Here is an 18,199-nt window from a genome sequence, read left to right on the forward strand (position 1 = left end):
CCCGGGGCGTGGTCCCACGCCTGTGACTGAGGCGTGCCCCACACCCCCGGGCCCGATCTGGTCCAGCGGCGGCGGTGCCCGCCAGCGGACGTCGTGCGGTACGGCCAGCTCAGACGTCGTGCGGTACGGCGTCCCAGCCGGCGACCTGCTGCGGCTTGCGCGGGGCCGGGCCGACGTAGCGCGCCGACGGGCGGACCAGCCGCTTGAGCCGCTTCTGCTCCAGGATGTGCGCGCTCCACCCGCCCATCCGGGCGCAGGTGAACATCGAGGTGAACATGTGCGCCGGCACCTCGGCGAAGTCGAGCACCACGGCCGACCAGAACTCGACGTTGGTGGCCAGCACCCGGTCCGGCTTGCGGTTGTGCAGCTCCTCCAGGGCGGCCTTCTCCAGGGCCTCGGCGACCTCGTAGCGGGGGGCACCCAGTTCCTTGGCGGTACGGCGCAGCACCCGCGCCCGGGGGTCCTCGGCCCGGTACACCCGGTGTCCGAAGCCCATCAGCCGTTCGCCCCGGTCGAGCACGCCCTTGACGTACGACTCGGCGTCACCGCTGCGCTCGACGCCCTCGATCATGTGCAACACCCGGGACGGGGCTCCGCCGTGCAGCGGGCCGGAGAGCGCGCCGATGCCGGAGGAGATGCAGGCGGCGGCGTCGGCGCCGGTGGAGGCGACCACCCGGGCGGTGAAGGTGGAGGCGTTCATGCCGTGCTCGGCGGCGGAGATGAAGTAGGCGTCGACCGCCTTGACGTGCCGGGGGTCGGGCTCGCCGCGCCACCGACGCATGAAGCGTTCGACGATGGTCTGCGCCTTGTCGATCTCCTTCTGCGGCACGGCCGGCAGACCGAGGCCACGGGCGGACTGGGCGACGAAGGAGAGCGCGGTGACCGACACCCGGGCCAGGTCGGCGCGGGCTTGTTCGTTGGAGATGTCGAGCAGCTGTGACAGCCCCCAGTACGGGGCGAGCATGGCGACGGCGGACTGGACGTCCACCCGGATGTCGCCGGAGTGCACCGGCACCGGGAACGGTTCGGCCGGCGGCAGCCCGGGGCCGAAGCGTCCGTCGACCAGTAGGGCCCACACGTTTCCGAAGGAGACCTGCCCGATCAGATCTTCGATATCGACTCCGCGATATCTGAGGGCACCGCCTTCTTTGTCAGGCTCGGCGATCTCGGTCTCGAAGGCGATCACACCTTCGAGCCCCGGCTTGAAGTCGGACATATGGCTCTCCTGGGTGGGGATTTGGTGGTCCTGCCCGAGCGCCCGGTAGAACTGCTTCAGGCGGCCCGCAACGGCATTTGTCGTGCACTTGCCTGGTGGGTAACCAGCGTAGGTTCGACCACAGGGGTAGCCCTAGTCGAGGAGAGCGACGTGACGGGAGACACACCACGACCGGGTCCGATGCGTCGCGACTATCGGGGTGCCCCCGAGCTGCGTCGGGTCGATCTCGCGGTCGACTGGCACGCCCAGTTCGCGCGGTGGTTCGCCGACGCGGTCGCGGCCGGGCTGCCGGAGCCGAACGCGATGGTCCTGGCCACCGCGGACGCCGACGGCCGCCCGAGTGCGCGGACGGTGCTGATGAAGGGGTACGACGAGCTCGGCTTCGTCTTCTTCACCAACTACGAGTCCCGCAAGGGGCGTCAGATGGCGGCCAACCCCAACGCCAGCCTGCTGTTTCCGTGGTTCGCGATGTTCCGGCAGGTGGAGGTGCGCGGGGCGGTGGTCGGCGTGTCCCGCGCCGAGACCGAGGCGTACTTCGCGACCCGGCCCCGGTCCTCGGCGCTCGGTGCCTGGGCCAGCGCCCAGTCGCGGGTGGTGGCGGATCGGGCGGAGGTGGACGCGGGCCTGGCCACCGCCGCTCGGCGTTTTCCGGAACCGACGCCGGTCCCGCCGCCACCGCACTGGGGCGGGCTGCGGGTGGTGCCGGAGACGGTCGAGTTCTGGCAGGGTCGGGCCAGTCGGTTGCACGACAGGTTTCGTTATCGTCGTGCCGACGACGGTGAGTGGCTGATCGAGCGGCTCGCGCCATGATCGGCCACACGCCACACGCCACACGCCGCCCGTACGCGCGTAGAGCGACCTTTAATTTACGCTTAGCTATTGTTGATCACGGCTTCCGGGTGCGGCGGCTCGCGGATCGAACCGTTATCGTCGCGGCATGGACAACGTCGATGCACGTCCCGGCCCACCCTCCGGGGCGCAGTGGACGATCGTGGCGGACGGGCACGAGGCCGTCGTGGTCGAGGTGGGTGGCGGGCTGCGGACCTATCGCGCCGACGGGTTCGACTACATCGACGGGTACGGCGAGAACGAGCTCGCCGTGGGCGGTGCCGGCCAGGTGCTGGCACCCTGGCCCAACCGGATCCGCGACGGCCGTTACACCTTTGGTGGCGCCACCCGGCAACTGCATCTGTCCGAACCGGCCCGGCACAACGCCATCCATGGTCTGACCTGCTGGTTGCCCTGGCAGTTGATCGCCAAGGCGGCCGACGAGGTGGTGGTCGGCGTCACCCTGGCCGCGCATCCCGGATACCCGTGGTCGCTGGTGCTGCGGACCCGGTGGCAGGTCAGCGCGGACGGTCTGCGGGTGACCCACCAGGTGACGAACGCCAGCGCCGAGCCGGCCCCGTTCGGCCTGGGCGTCCACCCGTACCTGCGGTTGCCGGCGACCAGCGTCGACGACATGACGGTGCACCTACCGGCGCGCAGCCGGTTGCTGGTGGACAGCCGGCTGCTGCCGATCGGAGCGGCCAAGGTGGCTGGTGGCGAGTACGACTTCGGTAAACCCCGGCGGCTCGGTCCGATGGTGCTGGACACCGCCTTCGGGGATCTGGACCGGGACTCGGGCGGCGGCTCGGCGGTGACGCTGTCCAACCCCGAGCAGGGGTCGAGCGTCGCGGTGTGGGCCGATTCCGCGTTCGGCTGGTGGCAGATGTTCACCGGTGACGCCCTGCCGGAGGACCGTCGTCGTCGGTCGGTGGCGGTCGAGCCGATGACCTGTCCGCCCGACGCGTTCCGCTCCGGGCGCGACCTGCTCGTGCTGGAGCCGGCCGAGACGTGGCAGGCGAGTTGGGGCATCCGGCCGGGGGTCGCGACGCCGACCCGATCCGGGAACGGGTGATGGAGTTCCGGGAGCTGATTGGTCGGCGGCGGATGGTCCGCAACTACGATCCGGATCGGCCGGTGCCGGCCGAGGTGGTCGACCGCCTGTTGGACAGCGCGATCCGGGCACCGTCGGCGGGTTTCTCCCAGGGGTGGGGCTTTCTGGTACTGGAGCGGCCGGCCGACCGGGACCGGTTCTGGTCGGCGACGACGCCGGTGGCGGCCGATCCGGACACCGAGCGCCGTAGCCGATGGTTGACCGGGATGCGGCGGGCGCCGCTGATCATCGTGCCGCACGCCAACCGGTCGGCCTACCTGGACCGCTACGCCCAGCCGGACAAGGGCTGGACGGATCGGGACGAAGCGCGGTGGCCGGTGCCGTACTGGTACGTCGACACCGGCTTCGCGGCGTTGTTGATGCTGCTGACGGTGGTCGACGAGGGATTGGGCGCCTGCTTCTTCGGCATTCCACCCGAACGCGTCGAGCCCTACCGCGCCGCTTTCGACGTGCCGGACGAGTTCACTCCGATCGGTGCGATCACCGTCGGCTACCGGGCCGCTGATTTTCGCTCGCCGTCGTTGCGGCGGGGCCGGCGGCCGGTCGACGAGGTGGTACACCGCGGCCGGTGGAGTCCTTAGTGCGGTGAAGGCGACAGTCGGGATCGACCCGGTCGGTCGCCGGAACTCGCTAGGCTGGCATGCACTGCCGGTGCACCGCCGCACCGCCGGTGCGTGAGCCGATCGGCAGATTGGTGACATTTCGGTAGGCGACATGGGAGGAGCGCGCCGTCGTGATCTTCAAAGCGGTGCGGGACGGTCGTCCTTACCCTGAGCACGGGTTGACTCTCAAGCAGTGGGCGGAGATCCCGCCCCGGCCGTTGCGGCTCGACCAGCTGATCACGACCAAGCGGGAACTCGCGCTGGACAAGCTGCTCGCCGAGGATTCGACCTTCTACGGTGACCTCTTTCCGCACGTCGTGCAGTGGAACGGGGCGCTCTACCTGGAAGACGGCCTGCATCGGGCGTTGCGGGCCGCGTTGCAGCAGCGCAACCAGATCCACGCCCGGGTCTATCTGCTGGTTCAGGAGCGGGTTCCCAGCTGATCGGCGGGGGTCGCGCCGTCGCGCGCCGTCGCGCGCCGTACGCGTGGGTCAGGTCGCCGGGATGCGGTTGTCGCACCAGGGTCGTACCGTGTGCACAGGCGGGCCCCTTTGGTGGACCGACGTCTGGTGAGGACGGTGATCGAGATGTCCCGCGGCGATGTCAACGAGCCCACCCGGGAGTATCCGGAATATGCAAAAGGTCGGGCCGGGCCGGTCGATCCCGGTAACCGGGACGAGGGGTCCGATGACGCCGACGGCCGGTTCGGCGAGATCGGCCAGCCGCCCGGCACCACCCGCTACGCCGACGTCCCCGGAGCGCAGCTGACGAACGGCGGCTCCGGTGGTTGGCGTCGTGGCCTGTTCTGGCTGGCCGGCCTGATCGGCCTCGTCGTGATCCTGGGGTTGACCACCCAGGCCGCCGGGTTCTGGCCGGCGTGGCGCAACCCGTTCGCCGCGCAGCAGACCGATCGGACCGAGCCGCCCCTGCTGCAGTCGATCCAGGATCTGAGTCGGTTCGTGGCCGCGGAGGGCAACTTCCAGGTCATCGTCGATTTGGAACAGGATCGACAGTACGTTCCGGACTTTTTGCTCAACGAGCGTACGCTTTTCGTCGGAGTGGGATCTGTCGAGGCGTATGTCGATTTTGCTGAAATTACCGACGAATCGATAATTATTTCCGAAGACCGGCAATCTGTGCAAATCAGTCTGCCGGCCCCGCGACTCACCGAGGCCGATCTCGACCTGGAGGCGAGCTACGTCTTCGCCGAACAGCGGGGACTGCTCAACCGCCTCGGCGAGGTCTTCGGTGGCGACCCCAACCGGCAGCGGCAGGTGTACCAGTTGGCCGAGGAGCGGATCACCGCCGCCGCCCGGGACAGCGAGCTCGCCCAGCGGGCCGAAGAGAACACCCGCAAGATGCTCGCGGGACTGCTGCGCTCACTGGGCTACGAGACGGTATTGGTGACGTTCGTGACCCCCTAGCTCCGCCGATACCACCGGGCTGCGACAACGCCCGAGTTGCCGTTGAGAAGAAAACAACGTGAAGTGCTTCGCCGGACCGGAATCACCCTCCGGTCCGGCGTTTCTTTGTCGTGTCCAGTGCCGTTTCCTGCTCGACCGACGTTAGAGTGCACGAAAGGGTCACGCGACATTAAGTGAAGATCGCTCAAATGAGCCATATTCACGAGTCGTGGGTCGGCCCGACCGTATCTCAATTTCCGGGGGTATCGCCGGTGGCGCGGTCCGTGCGCAACGACGAGGTCGAGGTAACTGTGCTCCTGCCCTGCCTGAACGAGGCGGAAACGTTGGAGGTGTGCATCCGCAAGGCCCGTGGTGCCCTCGCCGACCTGGGCGTGGTCGGCGAGGTCCTGGTCAGCGACAACGGGTCGACCGACGGATCGCAGGAGATCGCCGTCCGGGCCGGGGCGCGGGTGTCCCACGCACCGGTACGCGGATACGGCGGGGCGCTCATCAACGGAATCGAACAGGCACGCGGCAAGTTCGTCATCATGGCCGACGCGGACGACTCGTACGATCTGTCGAAGCTGGAATCGTTCATCTACGAACTGCGCCGGGGCCACGACGTCGTGATGGGCAACCGGTTCCAGGGCGGGATCGCTCCCGGTGCCATGCCGTTCCTGCACCGCTACCTCGGAAACCCGGTGCTGTCCTGGCTCGGGCGGCGCCTGTTCGGACTGAAGGTCGGCGACTTCCACTGCGGCATCCGGGGATTCAACCGCGACCGCGTTCGCGAACTGCAGCTCTGCATGCCCGGCATGGAGTTCGCCTCCGAACTGGTGGTCCGGGCCGCCCTCAACGGATACGACATCATCGAGGTCCCCACCACCCTGAGCCCGGACGGGCGTAGCCGGCCACCGCACCTGCGTACCTGGCGGGACGGTTGGCGACACCTGCGATTCCTGCTGGTGCTCGCCCCGCGCAAGCTGCTCATCTGGCCCGGCGCGACCGTGTTCCTGGCCGGCCTGGTCGGCACCGTCGTGCTGGTCGTCGGCCCACTCATCGTCGGTGGGATCGGATTCGACGTGAGCACCCTCGTCTACACCTGCCTGGCGATGCTGGTCGGAGCCCAGTTGCTGCTGTTCGGGGCTTTCGCGGTCATCTACGGCAGGTACGAAGGCATCACCAACCTGCGGCAGGCGGACCGGTGGAGCCGGTTCCTCCGGTTGGAGACCTGCACGGGCGCCGGGGTGGCACTCGTTCTCGTCGGACTGGCGGGCACCGTGCTCGCCGTCGGTGCCTGGGGCGCAGCCGGATTCGGTGCCCAGAACCTCAGCGCGACGTTGCGGGTGGTGCTACCGGCCTCCACCGCGATCGGCCTCGGTGCCACCCTGATCTTCGCCGGGCTCTTCTCCAGCCTGCTCAGCCTGCGCCGCGTTTCCGCAGCGGTGGTCGACCGGGATGTGCCGTCGCCGAGCGCGGTGGCGGCCAGCCCCAGCCACACCGGGTGACACTGGGTCCGGAGTATCCACAGAAGGAAAGCTGATGCCTGTCGAGACCCCCACGGCCCGACTCGACGACGTTCCCAAGCAGGCCGGCCCGGCCGGCGCGGCCGGACCGGGGGCACCGCCCCCGCCCGCCCGCCGGTTCGCCCACCGCCGGTCGTACCCCGGCCGGATCCGGTCCTGGCTCGGTAACCCCGGTCAGCTCGCGGTCACGACCTGGCTGGTCGCCACGGCGATCGCCTACCCGTTGCCCGCACTGGTCGGCCACGACCCGTTCACCATCGGCGGACAGGCCCTGCCGATCGCCGGTGGCCTCCTGCTGGTCTGCCTGGTGCTGCTCGTCGCGGTCACCATCCGACACCGGGCCGGTCGGGCCGAGGCGGACCTGGTGGCCGGTCGGGCCGACGCGGACCTGGCGGCCAGGGTCCAGGCCCAGCGGGCGCTGGCCGGAATCTCCGCCGGGTTGGCCGCCGGCTGGCTGGTGCTGGCCCTGCGGACCGCGCTGCACGGGACCCCGTACGGCTTCGGCGGGCTGCGCGGCGACATGCTCCGGATGTCCGCCGCCGTCACCCGCTACACGACCACCACCGCCAGCGTGGACACGACCGTGCCCGGTCTGCCCTCCGAGTATCCGCCGCTGTACGCCTGGCTGGTCGGCCGAGCCTCGGTGCTGCTCGACCAACCGGCCTGGCGGTTGTTGGCCGACGCCGAAATCCTGGTCGTCTCGGCCTGCGTGGTGGCCGCCTACCTGCTCTGGCGGCGTCAGGTCGGCGAGTGGACCGCCCTGGCGATCGCCTGTATCGGCGTCGTCGCCTGGTCCGATCCGCGCAAGGCGTACGAGGTGCTCGCCCTGGTGATCTTCGTTCCCTGGGTGGTGGAGACCTTCACCCGGCCACCCCGGCCCCGGCTGCACTGGCTGCCCGCCGGGCTGCTCGGCGGCGTACTCGTGCTGCTCTACCAGGCCTGGCTGGTCTACGCGGCGATCGGGCTGGTCGCGATCGTCGTGCTGGCCTGGCGGTCGGCCCCGGACCGACGGGCCTACCTGCGGCGACTGTCGCTGGTCACCGTCGTCGCCGTGGCGGTCTCCTCCTGGTACGTGTGGCCGTACCTGTGGGGGCTGCTCACCACCGGCGGCGGGCAGTTCGTCTCCGATCGCTACGTCTCGCCGTACTATTTGCGGCAGATGCTGCCGATGCTGGACGTCCAGCCCGGCGAGCTGAGCAATCTGCCGCTGCGGGCGATGCAGATCGTCGGCCTGGCCGGTCTGGTCTGGCTGCTGCGTTCCACCTGGTGGGCGCGGCCGCTGTTGCTGATCGCGGCCGGGGCCTTCGGCTACCGGCTGCTGTGCCTGGCGCGGTTCATGGTCACCGGGCACACCGGGTTCGGGCACTACACCTCCCGGCTGTACGGGGTCGTGCTGGCCGTGGCGGGCGTGCTGACCGTGGCACACGCGGTGCCGATCCTGCTGCGCCGACTGCGCCTGGCGCCGCCGGTCGGGCTGGTCGGCGGGCCGCTCGCGGTCCTGCTCGCCTGGTCGGTCGTCTGGTACGCCAACGCCTGGCTACCCGGTACCGGCGGACCGGGTTCCGGCTACACCGTCGCGGCACACGCCGAACCGTTGCCCGGCGGCGGCTATCCCCGATACGCCCCGGCCGACGGTCGGCCGGGCTGGTTCCCGGTCGGTCCGGTCCAACGGGCGGTCGAGCGCACCGCCGGCCCTGACCCCGATCTGGTCACGCTCAGTGTCGACGAACGGCTGTTCGCGTACCTGCCGTGGCCGGGGTATCTGAGCAACGACCGGACCGCCGCCGCCACCCTGTCCCGGTGGGACGACCGGAAGGCGCAGGTACGCGAGCTGACCGAGCTGCGCGACCCGGTCGACTTCGCCGTCGCGTCGGCGTGGACGGCGTACGGTCCGATCGACGTTTTCGTGTTGCGGCGCGACGCGGACGAGCTGGTCTGGGCCGATCTACGGTTCCACCCCGACCAGTTCGACGAGCGGTACTGGGTGGTCCACGACGACCTGCCGGAACAGCTCGCCGTCTACGTCCGTCGCTGACTTCGGGCCCTGGCGGCGCGGCCGGGGTCAGTGTGACGTGGCGAGGTAGCGGTCCTCGTTGGGCATCACGATCCAGAGCGCCAGGTAGACGATCACCTGGGTGCCGGGCAGCAGCAGGGACAGCAGGAAGATCAACCGGACCATGCCGGCGGAGATCCCGAACCGTCGGGCGAGTCCCGCGCAGACTCCGGCGAGCATCCGGCCGTCCCGGGGGCGTACCAGCTTGCGGCTCATGATTCGCTCCTTCACTGTCGTCTCGACATCGTCGCCGGCGGCGGCCGGCGCTTTCCGGGCCGGGCTCCGGTCGACACCTTCCACGGTAGGAACGCCTACCGGTGGCGCCCTCGGTCGCAGGACCGATCCGGACCTGGCGGCCCGTACGGGACATACCCCGAAAGCCTCAAGATCATCGCTAAGGGTCGGTGGTGGCCCGCGACCGGCGACGCCGGGAGTCCCCCGGCAGACGCGTGAGCTATCCCTGTTGTTCACCGACTGCTAACCTTGCCGGCGTTGTCCGCCCGAGCGGTGAGCGCCGACGGGCCGTACGGGCAGCGCCACCTCTCGGAGTGTCCCAGCCGAACCTGTCCGTTGAGCACCGCGCGACGCCGACCCTGTCCGCCGAGCGCGCCGCGCGACGCCTGGCGGGCCGACCGGGCCGGGCGATCGATGGGGGCGACCCGGCGATCGACACCCGAGACGGAAGCGCGCGAACGTGACACTGGCGATCATCATCTCCACCGCCGCGGCGACTGACGCGCCCGTCGTCGGCGTCGCGCCCGACGGTGCCCGGCGTCGCGCCGTCGACCGGATCCGGGCCCAGCTCGCCGAGGCCGGATCGCCGGCGGTGCACGTCGTCGACCTGACCGCCGACGCCGACGTCACCGCCCTGGCCCATGTCGTCGAAGGGGCCGCCGAGCCGGTCCTGCTCTGCGCCGGGGACCTGGTCGCGCACACCGAAGTGTTCCGCCAGCTCGACGCGGGTCCGCCGGCGACCAGCCGGGCGCTGTTGATCCCCGGTGACGCCGCCGACCGTACCGGTGATCCTCCGCCCGCCGTCCGCGAACAGCGCGGCCGGATCGTCGGCGTCACCGCCGGCGTCGGGGGTTCGGCCGTCACCGCCGGCGTCAGGGGTTCGGCCGTCGGCGTCGGGGCGTCCGCCGTCGACCCTGCCGGGCCGCTGTTCGGCGGGGTGCTGCGGGTCGGCGTACCCGACCTCGCCGCGCTGGCCGCCGCCGTCCGCGCCCTGCCCGGCGCGGCCGGGCCGTCGCCGTCACCGGCCGGGCCGTCCACGTCGCCGGCACCGACGCTGGACGGTCTGCTGACGGCACTGGTCGACGCCGACGTCCAGGTCGGCGCGTACCGGATCCGGGGACTGGTCGCGCGCCGGGTCACCGACCAGGCCGCCCGGGCCGAGGCCGAGGCTCAGGTCCGCGCCGTCGACCCCGACCGGGTCCGGCTCAGACTCGCGGTCAAGGAACACGACGACCTCTTCGCCACGTACGCGGTCAGTAGCTGGTCGCCGTGGGTGACCAAGCTGGCCGCCCGGCTCGGCTTCAGCCCGACCGGGGTCACCGTCGTCTCGATCGGGTTCGCCGCCGCCGCCGCGACGTTCTTCGCGATCGGCGGCCGGCCGTCGCTGGTGTTCGGCGCGGTCCTGCTCTACCTCGGGTTCGTGCTCGACTGCGTCGACGGACAACTGGCCCGCTACACCGGGCGGTTCAGTGCCTTCGGCGGCTGGTTGGACACCATCGCCGACCGGGGCAAGGAATACCTCGTCTACGCCGGTCTCGGCATCGGCGTGCAACAGTCGGGACTGGGCAACGGCTGGGCGCTGGCCATCGCCGCCATCGTCCTGCAGACCGTCCGGCACATGACCGACAGCTGGTACGGGGCGCTGCACGACGAAGCGGCCCGCCGGGAACAGGCCACCCCGGCCGCCCCCGTCGACACCGCACGTGGTGTCGGCGACCGGCTCAGCCAGGTGTCGAACCGGGTGCTCGCCGACCCCGGATCAGTGGTCTACTGGGCCAAGCGCACCGTGGTGTTTCCGATCGGTGAGCGCTGGGCGTTGATCGCGATCACCGCCGCGCTGTTCGACCCGCTGGTCAGCTTGGTGGCGGTGCTGATCTGGGGGACCCTCGCCGCCGGCTACACCCTCGCCCTGCGGACCCTGCGGGCGTACGCGATGCGGGTGCCGGTGCTGGCGGCGGTTGACACCGCCCGCTACCGCGACGACGGCTTCGTGGCGCGTCGATGGAGTGCAGTCGATGATCCACAGCGGCTCAGCGACGCGACACACCGAGCGGCGGTTCGGTCAGCCGTTGTGGATCTCGGTGCCGGGCAGTTGCCGATCGCGCTGGTCGGGACGCTGGTCAGTGTCACGCTGCTGCTGGTCGCGGTCGGCCCACTCGCCGCGTCCGGCGGGCTCGGCACCGCCGTCGGCGGTGCCGTGTTCGTCGTCGCCGCCGGGCTGCTGGTGGCCACCGCCGCCGGTGCGGCCCGGCCGGCCGCCGGGGCACTCGACTGGCTGGTGCCGGCCGCACTGCGGGCGGCCGAACTTCTCTTCGTCGTCGCGGCCGGCGCGCTCGCCGCAGTGCCGCCGCCGGTCACCTACGCCCTGCTGCTGGTCCTCGCGCTGCACCACTACGACCTGACCGCGCGGCTGGAGAAGCGACTCGGCGCGCCGCCGCTGCACCGCTGGAGCCTCGGGTGGGACGGTCGGGTGCTGCTGCTCACCGCCGCCGCGATCGTTCCCGCGTCGCTCGCGGCCGCCGTACCGGCGTCGGTCGGGTCGGTGCCGGCCACCGCTGTGACGGCGACGGCGACCGCCGTGCTCGCCGGCTATCTGCTCGTCGTGTTCGTCGCCGACGCGGTGATCGACCGCCGTCGACCGGCGGCGACGACTGCGGCGACTGCGACTGCGGTGACCGCGACGACGGTGACCGCGACGTCTCCGGCGGCGACGACTGCGACTGCGACGGCGATCCCGGTCCCCCGTAGACCCGCCGACCCACCGGCCGACGCATCCGCCGACCCGGCCAGCCGGCCGGCACCCACCCCGCACCCCGCCGGCCACCGGGCCGGCACGATCACAGGTGAATCGTGATGACGCTGATCAGCATCGTTGTACCGGTCTACAAGGTGCAAGGCTACCTGCGGGAATGCCTCGACTCGATCCTCGGACAGTCGTTCACCGACATCGAGGTCGTCGCCGTCGACGACTGCTCACCGGACAGTTCCGGGCAGATCCTCGCCGAGTACGCCGCCCGCGACCCGCGGCTGACCGTACTGTCACTGCCGGCCAACGTCGGTCTCGGCGCGGCCCGCAACGCCGGCCTGGACGCGGCGACCGGCGAGTACGTCTGGTTCCTCGACAGCGACGACTGGCTGACCGACGGCGCGCTGCGGGCGGTCGCCAACCGGCTCCGGGCCAGCACGCCGGACGTACTGATCGTCGACCACGTCCGGGTGTTCTGGGACTACACCCAGGCGACCAGCGCCCTGCGGCAGGCGTTCCCCACCGCACCCGGCGCCGAGGTGTTCGACGTGCGGACCCGGCCGGAGACGCTGCGGGTGCTGCACACCGCCTGGAACAAGGTGACCCGGCGGCAGTTCTTGGTCGACCTCGGGTTGCGCTTCGCCGACGGCTGGTACGAGGACGTCTCGTTCACCTTCCCGCTGCTGGTCGCCGCCCGGCGGGTCACCGTACTCGACCGGGTCTGCGTCAACTACCGGCAGCGACGTACCGGCGCGATCACCCGTACCCGCAGCGCCCGGCACTTCGAGATGTTCGACCACTGGGGACACACCTTCGACTGGCTCGACGCCCACGACGAGCAGGCCGACGAGGTCCGCCCGCAGCTGTTCGCGCTGATGATCGCGCACTACCTGATGGTGCTCGGGCACGGCAGCCGGCTGCCCCGCGAGCTGCACCGCGACTTCTTCACCCGCGCACACGCCGACTACCGGCGGCGCCTGCCGGCCGGCGGGTACGCCGTACCCGGTGGGGTCGAAGGGCTCAAGCGCCGGCTGCTCGCCGCCGGCCGCTGGCGGACCTTCGCCGCGCTGCGGGTGGTGCAGCGGGCTCGCAAGATGGTGCGGGCAGCCGTACTCGCCGCTGGTCGGCCGGTCAAACGGGGGCTGCGTGAGCTGGCCCGGACCAGCCGGCGGGTGCTGCTGCGTGGCTACTACCGGCTGCGGCTGCGGTTGCCGATGGACCCGAACCTGGCGCTCTACGCCGCCTACTGGTATCGCGGCTACAGCTGCAACCCGGCGGCGATCCACGCCAAGGCGGCCGAGATGGCCCCGCAGATCGAAAGCGTGTGGGTGGTGCGCCGGGACCGGGCGGCCACCATGCCGCCCGGCGTGCCGTACGTCGTCGCCGGCACCTGGCGGTACTACCGGGCGCTGGCCCGGGCCACATGGTTGATCAACAACGTGAACTTCCCGGACTACGTGCGCAAGCGTCCCGGCTCGGTGCACGTGCAGACCCACCACGGCACCCCGGTCAAGGTGATGGGGCTGGACCAGCAGCGGCACCCGATCGGCGCGACCTCGATGAACTTCCCCAACCTGCTGCGTCGGGTGGACCGGTGGGACTTCAGCATCAGCGCCAACACCTTCTCCACCCAGATGTGGGAACGGGCGTACCCGGGTGGGTTTGTCTCGATCGACAGCGGCTACCCGCGTAACGACCGGCTGGCCCTGGCCACCGCCGACGACGTCGCGGCGGCCCGGACCTCGCTCGGGATCGCTCCCGGTGAGCGGGTGGTGCTCTACCTGCCGACCCACCGCGAGCACCAGCCGGGCTGGCGGCCGGAGTTCGACGCCGACGAGTTCGCCGAGGTCATCGGCCCGGACGGCTGGCTGCTGGTCCGCAGCCACTACTTCCACGACCGGGACCGCACCGGCCGGGCGCCCGACGCGCCGGCCACCGGACGCGTTCGGGACATGTCGGCCCACCCGGTGGTGGAGGACCTGTACCTGGCCGCCGACGTGCTGATCACGGACTATTCTTCGGCGATGTTCGACTACGCGGTCCTGGACCGGCCGATCGTGATCTACGCGCCGGACGCCGCCGCGTACGCCATGGCCAGAGGCGTCTACTTCGACATCACTGCCGAGGCACCGGGCGCGGTGGCCACCACCTTCGGTCACCTGCTGGATGTGTTCCGGACCGGCGCGGTCGACGACGACGCCGCGATCAAGGCCCGGACCCAGTTCCGGGCCCGGTTCTGCCACCTCGACGACGGACACGCCGCCGAGCGGGTGGTCCGTCGGGCGCTGCTCGGCGAGCGGGACTGAACCATCCGATGGGTGCTCCGCTCAGCGCCGTGGTCCCGATCTACAACGTGGCGCGCTACCTGACCGACTGTCTCGACTCGTTGGCCGGGCAGACCTGTTCCGACGTGGAGTTCATCCTGGTCGACGACGGCTCGACCGACGGCAGCGGGGACATCGCCGCCGCCCGGGCCGCCGCCGACCCCCGGTTCCGGCTGATCCGGCAGCCCAACCGCGGGTTGGGCGCGGCCCGCAACGCCGGCATCCGGGCCGCCGTCGGCGACTACCTCACCTTCGTCGACAGCGACGACATCGTGCCGCCGTACGCGTTCGAGCTGCTGGTCGGCGCGTTGGAGACGACCGGCTCCCAGATCGCCTCCGGCAACGTGATGCTGTTCAACTCACGGGGGTCGTGGCAGTCGCCGCTGCACCGGGGTACCCATCGTCAGACCTGGCTCGGCACCCGGCTGAGTAGCCGTCGCAACCTGATCTACGACCGGCTGGCCTGCAACAAGGTGTTCCGCCGGGACTTCTGGACCGGGCACGACCTGTGGTTCCCCGAAGGGGTGCGCTACGAGGACATCCCGGTGACGATCCCGGCGTACGCGTTGGCCGAGACGATCGATGTGCTGTCCACGCCGGTCTACTACTGGCGGCAGCGGGAAGCCGGCGCCGACGAGTCGATCAGTCAACGGCAGGCCGAGGTCGCCAACCTGGTGGACCGGTTCGCGGCGGTGCGCAACGCCAGCCGGTCGCTGGCGGCGCTCGGCGACCGGACGCTGAAGAACCGGTACGACGAGATCGCCCTCCGCAGCGATCTGCGGATGTTCCTGTATCTGCTTCCGGAGGTGACCGACGAGGCCTATCGGCGGCGGTTCGTCGAGCTGGCCGGCGAGTTCCTGGCCGAGGTCGATCCGGCGGTGCCCGGCCGGCTCGATCCCGGGCTACGGGTGGCCTGGCATCTGGCTCGGACGGGCCGGCTGGCGGAGTTGCTGGTCGTGGTGGCCGCGACCCGGTCGGGTGCCGAACCACCGGCGGTGTCCGGCGTGCCGGCCGCGTGGTATCGCCCGTCGCGACGGCTTCGTGCCACGGCGCGGTCGCTGCGGTGGCACGACGGACGGTTGCGGATCTCCGGGTACGCCTACCGGGCACCAGCGGCGACGGTGCCAGCGTCAGGCGGTCCGGCACCGCGTCCGCTGGTCCGGGGTGCGCTGTCGCTGCGTGGACTGTGGCTGCGTGAGCGCGGTCGGCCGCGACGCGGGTTGCCGCGCGTGGTGCCGCTGCGTCGCCGGCCGGTTTTGGACGTGGCCGACGATGGTGCGCCGACGTGGTCCGGCTTCGACGTGGCGCTACGTCCGTCGGCGTTGCGGACGGACGCCGGCTGGCGTCCCGGCACCTGGTCGGTGATGACCGGCCTGGCCGACACCGAGGGGAAACCGACGAGCGTCCCGCTCAAGGTGGGGGAGATCGCGCCGGCGTTGCCGGCGGCGTGGGTCGAGCCCGGGGTACGGGTGGTGCCGACGCTGCACGACGGGGCGGTGCGGCTGCGGGTGGAGCGGCCGACGGTGTGGGCGACCATGGCCCGGATCGATGGCGACGAGCTGCTGATCAGCGGGGTGTCGGTGGATGCCGGGGCGGTCCCGGACACGCTGACGCTGTCCTGGACGCAGGGCCTGGTGTGGCGACGGTATCCGGTCGGTGGTGACGGCGCGGCCGGCTTCGTCTGCCGGATCCCGCTGGCCGACCTGTGCGCCGGTGCCGGTGACGGGCCGTCGCCGATGGTCGGTGACCCGGTGCGGGGTTGGCTGGTCGGGTACACCGTCGGTGCTGACCGGCGGATCGAGTCCGGTGACCGGGAACTGCCGGTCGGTGCCGACTTCAGCGCCGGTGTCGGCGCGGCCGGAGACACCGTCGTTACCGGGACCGGCCGCAGGGCCCGGTCGCTGCTGGTCGAACCGGGCGACGGCGGCCAGCTGTGGATCCGGATCCTGCCGCCCGGCCCGCTGCTCACCTGGGTGGCCGGTGATCCGGACGGCATCGTGTTGGGCGGTGTTCGCCCGGCCGGTCAGGAGCTGACCCGGATCGTGTTGCGCCATGCCGACGACCTGCGGGATCCGCACGCGCCGGCCGACCGCGAGGTGCCCGTCGACGTCACGGGCGACGGCTGGTTGGTGCGGATCTCCGGGTCCGGACCGGACCTGCCCGAGCCGGGCCGGTGGTGGTTGGGCCATCGGCCGGCCAGCGACGACCGGGCCGACGACCCGGTCCACGACCTGCCGGCCGCGCTTCGGGTACGGGAGGGCCTCGACGTCGAGTGGGCCGCTGGCCGACTGCGATGGGAACCGGATCGGCTGCACCGGGTCGCTCTGGTGGTGCGCTGACCGTCCCGCCCGCTCACTCCCTGCAGGAAGGTAACGTCGTTTCGGGCGTGATCCCGTAGCGGGATCACGATCCCGCTACGGGATCACGCCCGAAAACACATCGCCTCCCCCAGCGGTCACGGCGCGTGATCATCAAGGAGGCGAGAGTAGATCGGCCGATCGTCGCGCGGCCCGTCGCGCGGCCCGTCGCGCGCCCGCCCGTGCCAGGCGCAGCGCGGTGCGGCCGTACCGTACGCCCAGTAGGAACAGCCACTGAGGACTCCGTACGAGGGCTGCGGTGGCCCCGGCGACCAAGACCAACCGGGGTCCGTCCGGGCCGGGGGCGAGCCAGCCGATCCGGCGGCCGAGGCGGACCGGCCGACTGCCGCTGGTGCCGCTGCCGCGTCCCGGTCGGGGCGGGACGACGTACTCCCGGCCCCGGTCCCGGATGATCACCCGCACCTCGTACCGGCCCGAAGCGAGCGTGTCGATCGGCAACCGGCAGCGCCACCGCAGGCGGTTGCCGATCCGGTCCTGCACCCGCAACGGCCCGCGGACCAGCCCGTCGCCGATCTCCACCAGCAGATCGTCGCGGACCTGGCCCGGTACGCCGTCCAGCCCGGCACAGCACAGTTCACCGTCGATCAGGATCGCCGAGCCAGATGCGCCAGATGCGCCAGATGCGCCAGATGCGCCAGATGCGCCGGGTTGCGGATCGGCGCGAGCCACCGCCCGCATGCGCGCCGTCACCTCGTCGATCCGCAGGAGTTGCCGGTAGGTGTCGAAGTCGGCGTGGCCGAGGTAGGGCTGTCCGCCGTACACCCGAAGTGACCGGCTGCTGCGGGGTTCCCGGACCAGGGCGGGGTCGTGCTCGTAGAGGCCGACCGCCCGCAGCCCGGCACCGGCGTTGCCGACGAATTCGCTGACCGTGTCCACCGGAATGTGGGTGAACAGCGCGTGCATGCGGGCGGCGAACTGGACGAGCTGCTCGTCGTCGAGCACGCGTGCCGCCCGCCACGAATAGTGGACCTGCATGTACGCGATCCACCGGTGGACCGTGTCCCGGTCGCCGGCCGGGAGATCGCGGCACTCGTCGGCGAGCCGTTCGACGACGGTGAGATGCTGCATGATCCGGGCGGGTTGGTGTCGGGTGGCCATTAACGACGAACCGTCGCCGCGTTGCCGGTAGAGGTAGGCCAGCCGGGGGGTGAGCACCGTCCGGGGGGAACGCACCAGCAGCGGTACGGTGAACAGCACGTCCTCGTAGGCGATGTTCTCGGTGAACCGGGCGCCGGAGGATTCGACCACGTCCCGGCGGAAGATCTTGTTGCAGGCCGACGGATTGCCGACCAGGTCGGGGGCCTGGGTGATCCGCTCGACGACCCGTTCGCCGCCGAGCAGTTCGCGTCGCCACGGCGGGTTAGGTCTGGGCGGCAAGCCCTGCATGTCGCCGACGGCGATCGCGGCGTGATGTCGTTCGGCGAGGCTCACCAGGTGAGTCAGCGCGCCGTCCGGGTAGACGTCGTCGGAGTCGAGGAAGGCCAGGTAGCGGCCGGTCGCCAGCCGTACTCCGTGGTTGCGGGCGACTCCCAGACCGGCGTTGCGCTGCCGGACGTAGCGCACCCCGGTGGCGGTGGCGGCGTACCGCTGGGCGATCTCGGCCGATCCGTCCGTCGAGCCGTCGTCGATCACGATCACCTCGATCCGCTCGCGGCCGGCCTGGCGTTCGATCGAGTCCAGCGCTTCCGGCAGCCACCTTTCGGTGTCGTAGACCGGGACGACGACGCTGACCGTCGGGCCTGCCACACGCACTCCTCACGTCACGAGTGGATAGTGTG

Annotated in this window: 13 protein-coding genes; 10 read left to right on the forward strand and 3 right to left on the reverse strand. The window is 71.2% G+C overall.

Annotation, left to right across the window (positions count from 1 at the left end; translation table 11 throughout):
• Positions 1–109 precede the first annotated feature (109 nt).
• The gene (locus tag O7632_RS05055) at positions 110–1,216 is read right to left on the reverse strand and encodes a citrate synthase 2 (RefSeq protein ID WP_278111816.1); all 1,107 of its coding nucleotides are present in this window, start codon (positions 1,214–1,216) and stop codon (positions 110–112) included.
• 150 nt (positions 1,217–1,366) lie between these two features.
• Between O7632_RS05055 and pdxH the strand changes: the two genes are divergently transcribed.
• The 7 genes from pdxH (at position 1,367) to O7632_RS05090 (ending at position 8,721) form a co-directional block, all read left to right on the forward strand.
• Positions 1,367–2,026, forward strand: coding sequence for a pyridoxamine 5'-phosphate oxidase (gene pdxH, locus O7632_RS05060; RefSeq protein ID WP_278111818.1), 660 nt, complete (start codon positions 1,367–1,369; stop codon positions 2,024–2,026).
• A gap of 127 nt (positions 2,027–2,153) precedes the next feature.
• On the forward strand, positions 2,154–3,116 hold the full coding sequence (locus O7632_RS05065; protein WP_278111820.1) for an aldose 1-epimerase family protein: 963 nt from the start codon (positions 2,154–2,156) through the stop codon (positions 3,114–3,116).
• On the forward strand, positions 3,116–3,736 hold the full coding sequence (locus O7632_RS05070; protein WP_278119845.1) for a nitroreductase family protein: 621 nt from the start codon (positions 3,116–3,118) through the stop codon (positions 3,734–3,736). Before O7632_RS05065 ends, O7632_RS05070 begins: the two co-directional genes overlap by 1 nt.
• Before the next feature lie 152 nt (positions 3,737–3,888).
• Positions 3,889–4,200, forward strand: a complete 312-nt coding sequence (locus tag O7632_RS05075) for a type II toxin-antitoxin system VapB family antitoxin (protein WP_278111821.1) — start codon at positions 3,889–3,891, stop codon at positions 4,198–4,200.
• A 144-nt stretch (positions 4,201–4,344) separates the two neighbouring features.
• A complete protein-coding gene (locus tag O7632_RS05080) occupies positions 4,345–5,181 on the forward strand; it encodes a DUF4230 domain-containing protein (protein ID WP_278111822.1) in 837 nt (278 codons plus the stop codon).
• Positions 5,182–5,432: 251 nt separating this feature from the next.
• Positions 5,433–6,668 (forward strand): glycosyltransferase family 2 protein, encoded by a 1,236-nt coding sequence (locus O7632_RS05085; RefSeq protein WP_278111824.1) that lies wholly within the window; start codon positions 5,433–5,435, stop codon positions 6,666–6,668.
• Positions 6,669–6,702: 34 nt separating this feature from the next.
• On the forward strand, positions 6,703–8,721 hold the full coding sequence (locus O7632_RS05090) for an arabinofuranosyltransferase (protein ID WP_278111826.1): 2,019 nt from the start codon (positions 6,703–6,705) through the stop codon (positions 8,719–8,721).
• A 27-nt stretch (positions 8,722–8,748) separates the two neighbouring features.
• Here the strand turns inward: O7632_RS05090 and O7632_RS05095 are convergent, their stop codons facing one another.
• Entirely contained in the window at positions 8,749–8,955 is a 207-nt protein-coding gene (locus O7632_RS05095; protein WP_278111828.1) for a PspC domain-containing protein, read from the reverse strand.
• A gap of 478 nt (positions 8,956–9,433) precedes the next feature.
• On the opposite strand from O7632_RS05095, the gene O7632_RS05100 reads away from it, so the two are divergent.
• From O7632_RS05100 to O7632_RS05110, 3 genes are read left to right on the forward strand one after another with little or no spacing between them, the layout of a single operon-like run.
• The gene (locus O7632_RS05100; RefSeq protein WP_278111830.1) at positions 9,434–11,827 is read left to right on the forward strand and encodes a CDP-alcohol phosphatidyltransferase family protein; all 2,394 of its coding nucleotides are present in this window, start codon (positions 9,434–9,436) and stop codon (positions 11,825–11,827) included.
• Entirely contained in the window at positions 11,827–14,025 is a 2,199-nt protein-coding gene (locus tag O7632_RS05105) for a bifunctional glycosyltransferase family 2 protein/CDP-glycerol:glycerophosphate glycerophosphotransferase (protein ID WP_278111832.1), read from the forward strand. Before O7632_RS05100 ends, O7632_RS05105 begins: the two co-directional genes overlap by 1 nt.
• An 8-nt stretch (positions 14,026–14,033) precedes the next feature.
• The gene (locus tag O7632_RS05110) at positions 14,034–16,382 is read left to right on the forward strand and encodes a glycosyltransferase (protein WP_278111833.1); all 2,349 of its coding nucleotides are present in this window, start codon (positions 14,034–14,036) and stop codon (positions 16,380–16,382) included.
• A 132-nt stretch (positions 16,383–16,514) separates the two neighbouring features.
• On the opposite strand, the gene O7632_RS05115 is transcribed toward O7632_RS05110, so the two are convergent.
• On the reverse strand, positions 16,515–18,167 hold the full coding sequence (locus O7632_RS05115) for a glycosyltransferase family 2 protein (RefSeq protein ID WP_278111835.1): 1,653 nt from the start codon (positions 18,165–18,167) through the stop codon (positions 16,515–16,517).
• Positions 18,168–18,199 lie beyond the last annotated feature (32 nt).

Source organism: Solwaraspora sp. WMMD406 (assembly GCF_029626025.1).
Taxonomy (GTDB): Bacteria; Actinomycetota; Actinomycetes; order Mycobacteriales; family Micromonosporaceae; genus Micromonospora_E.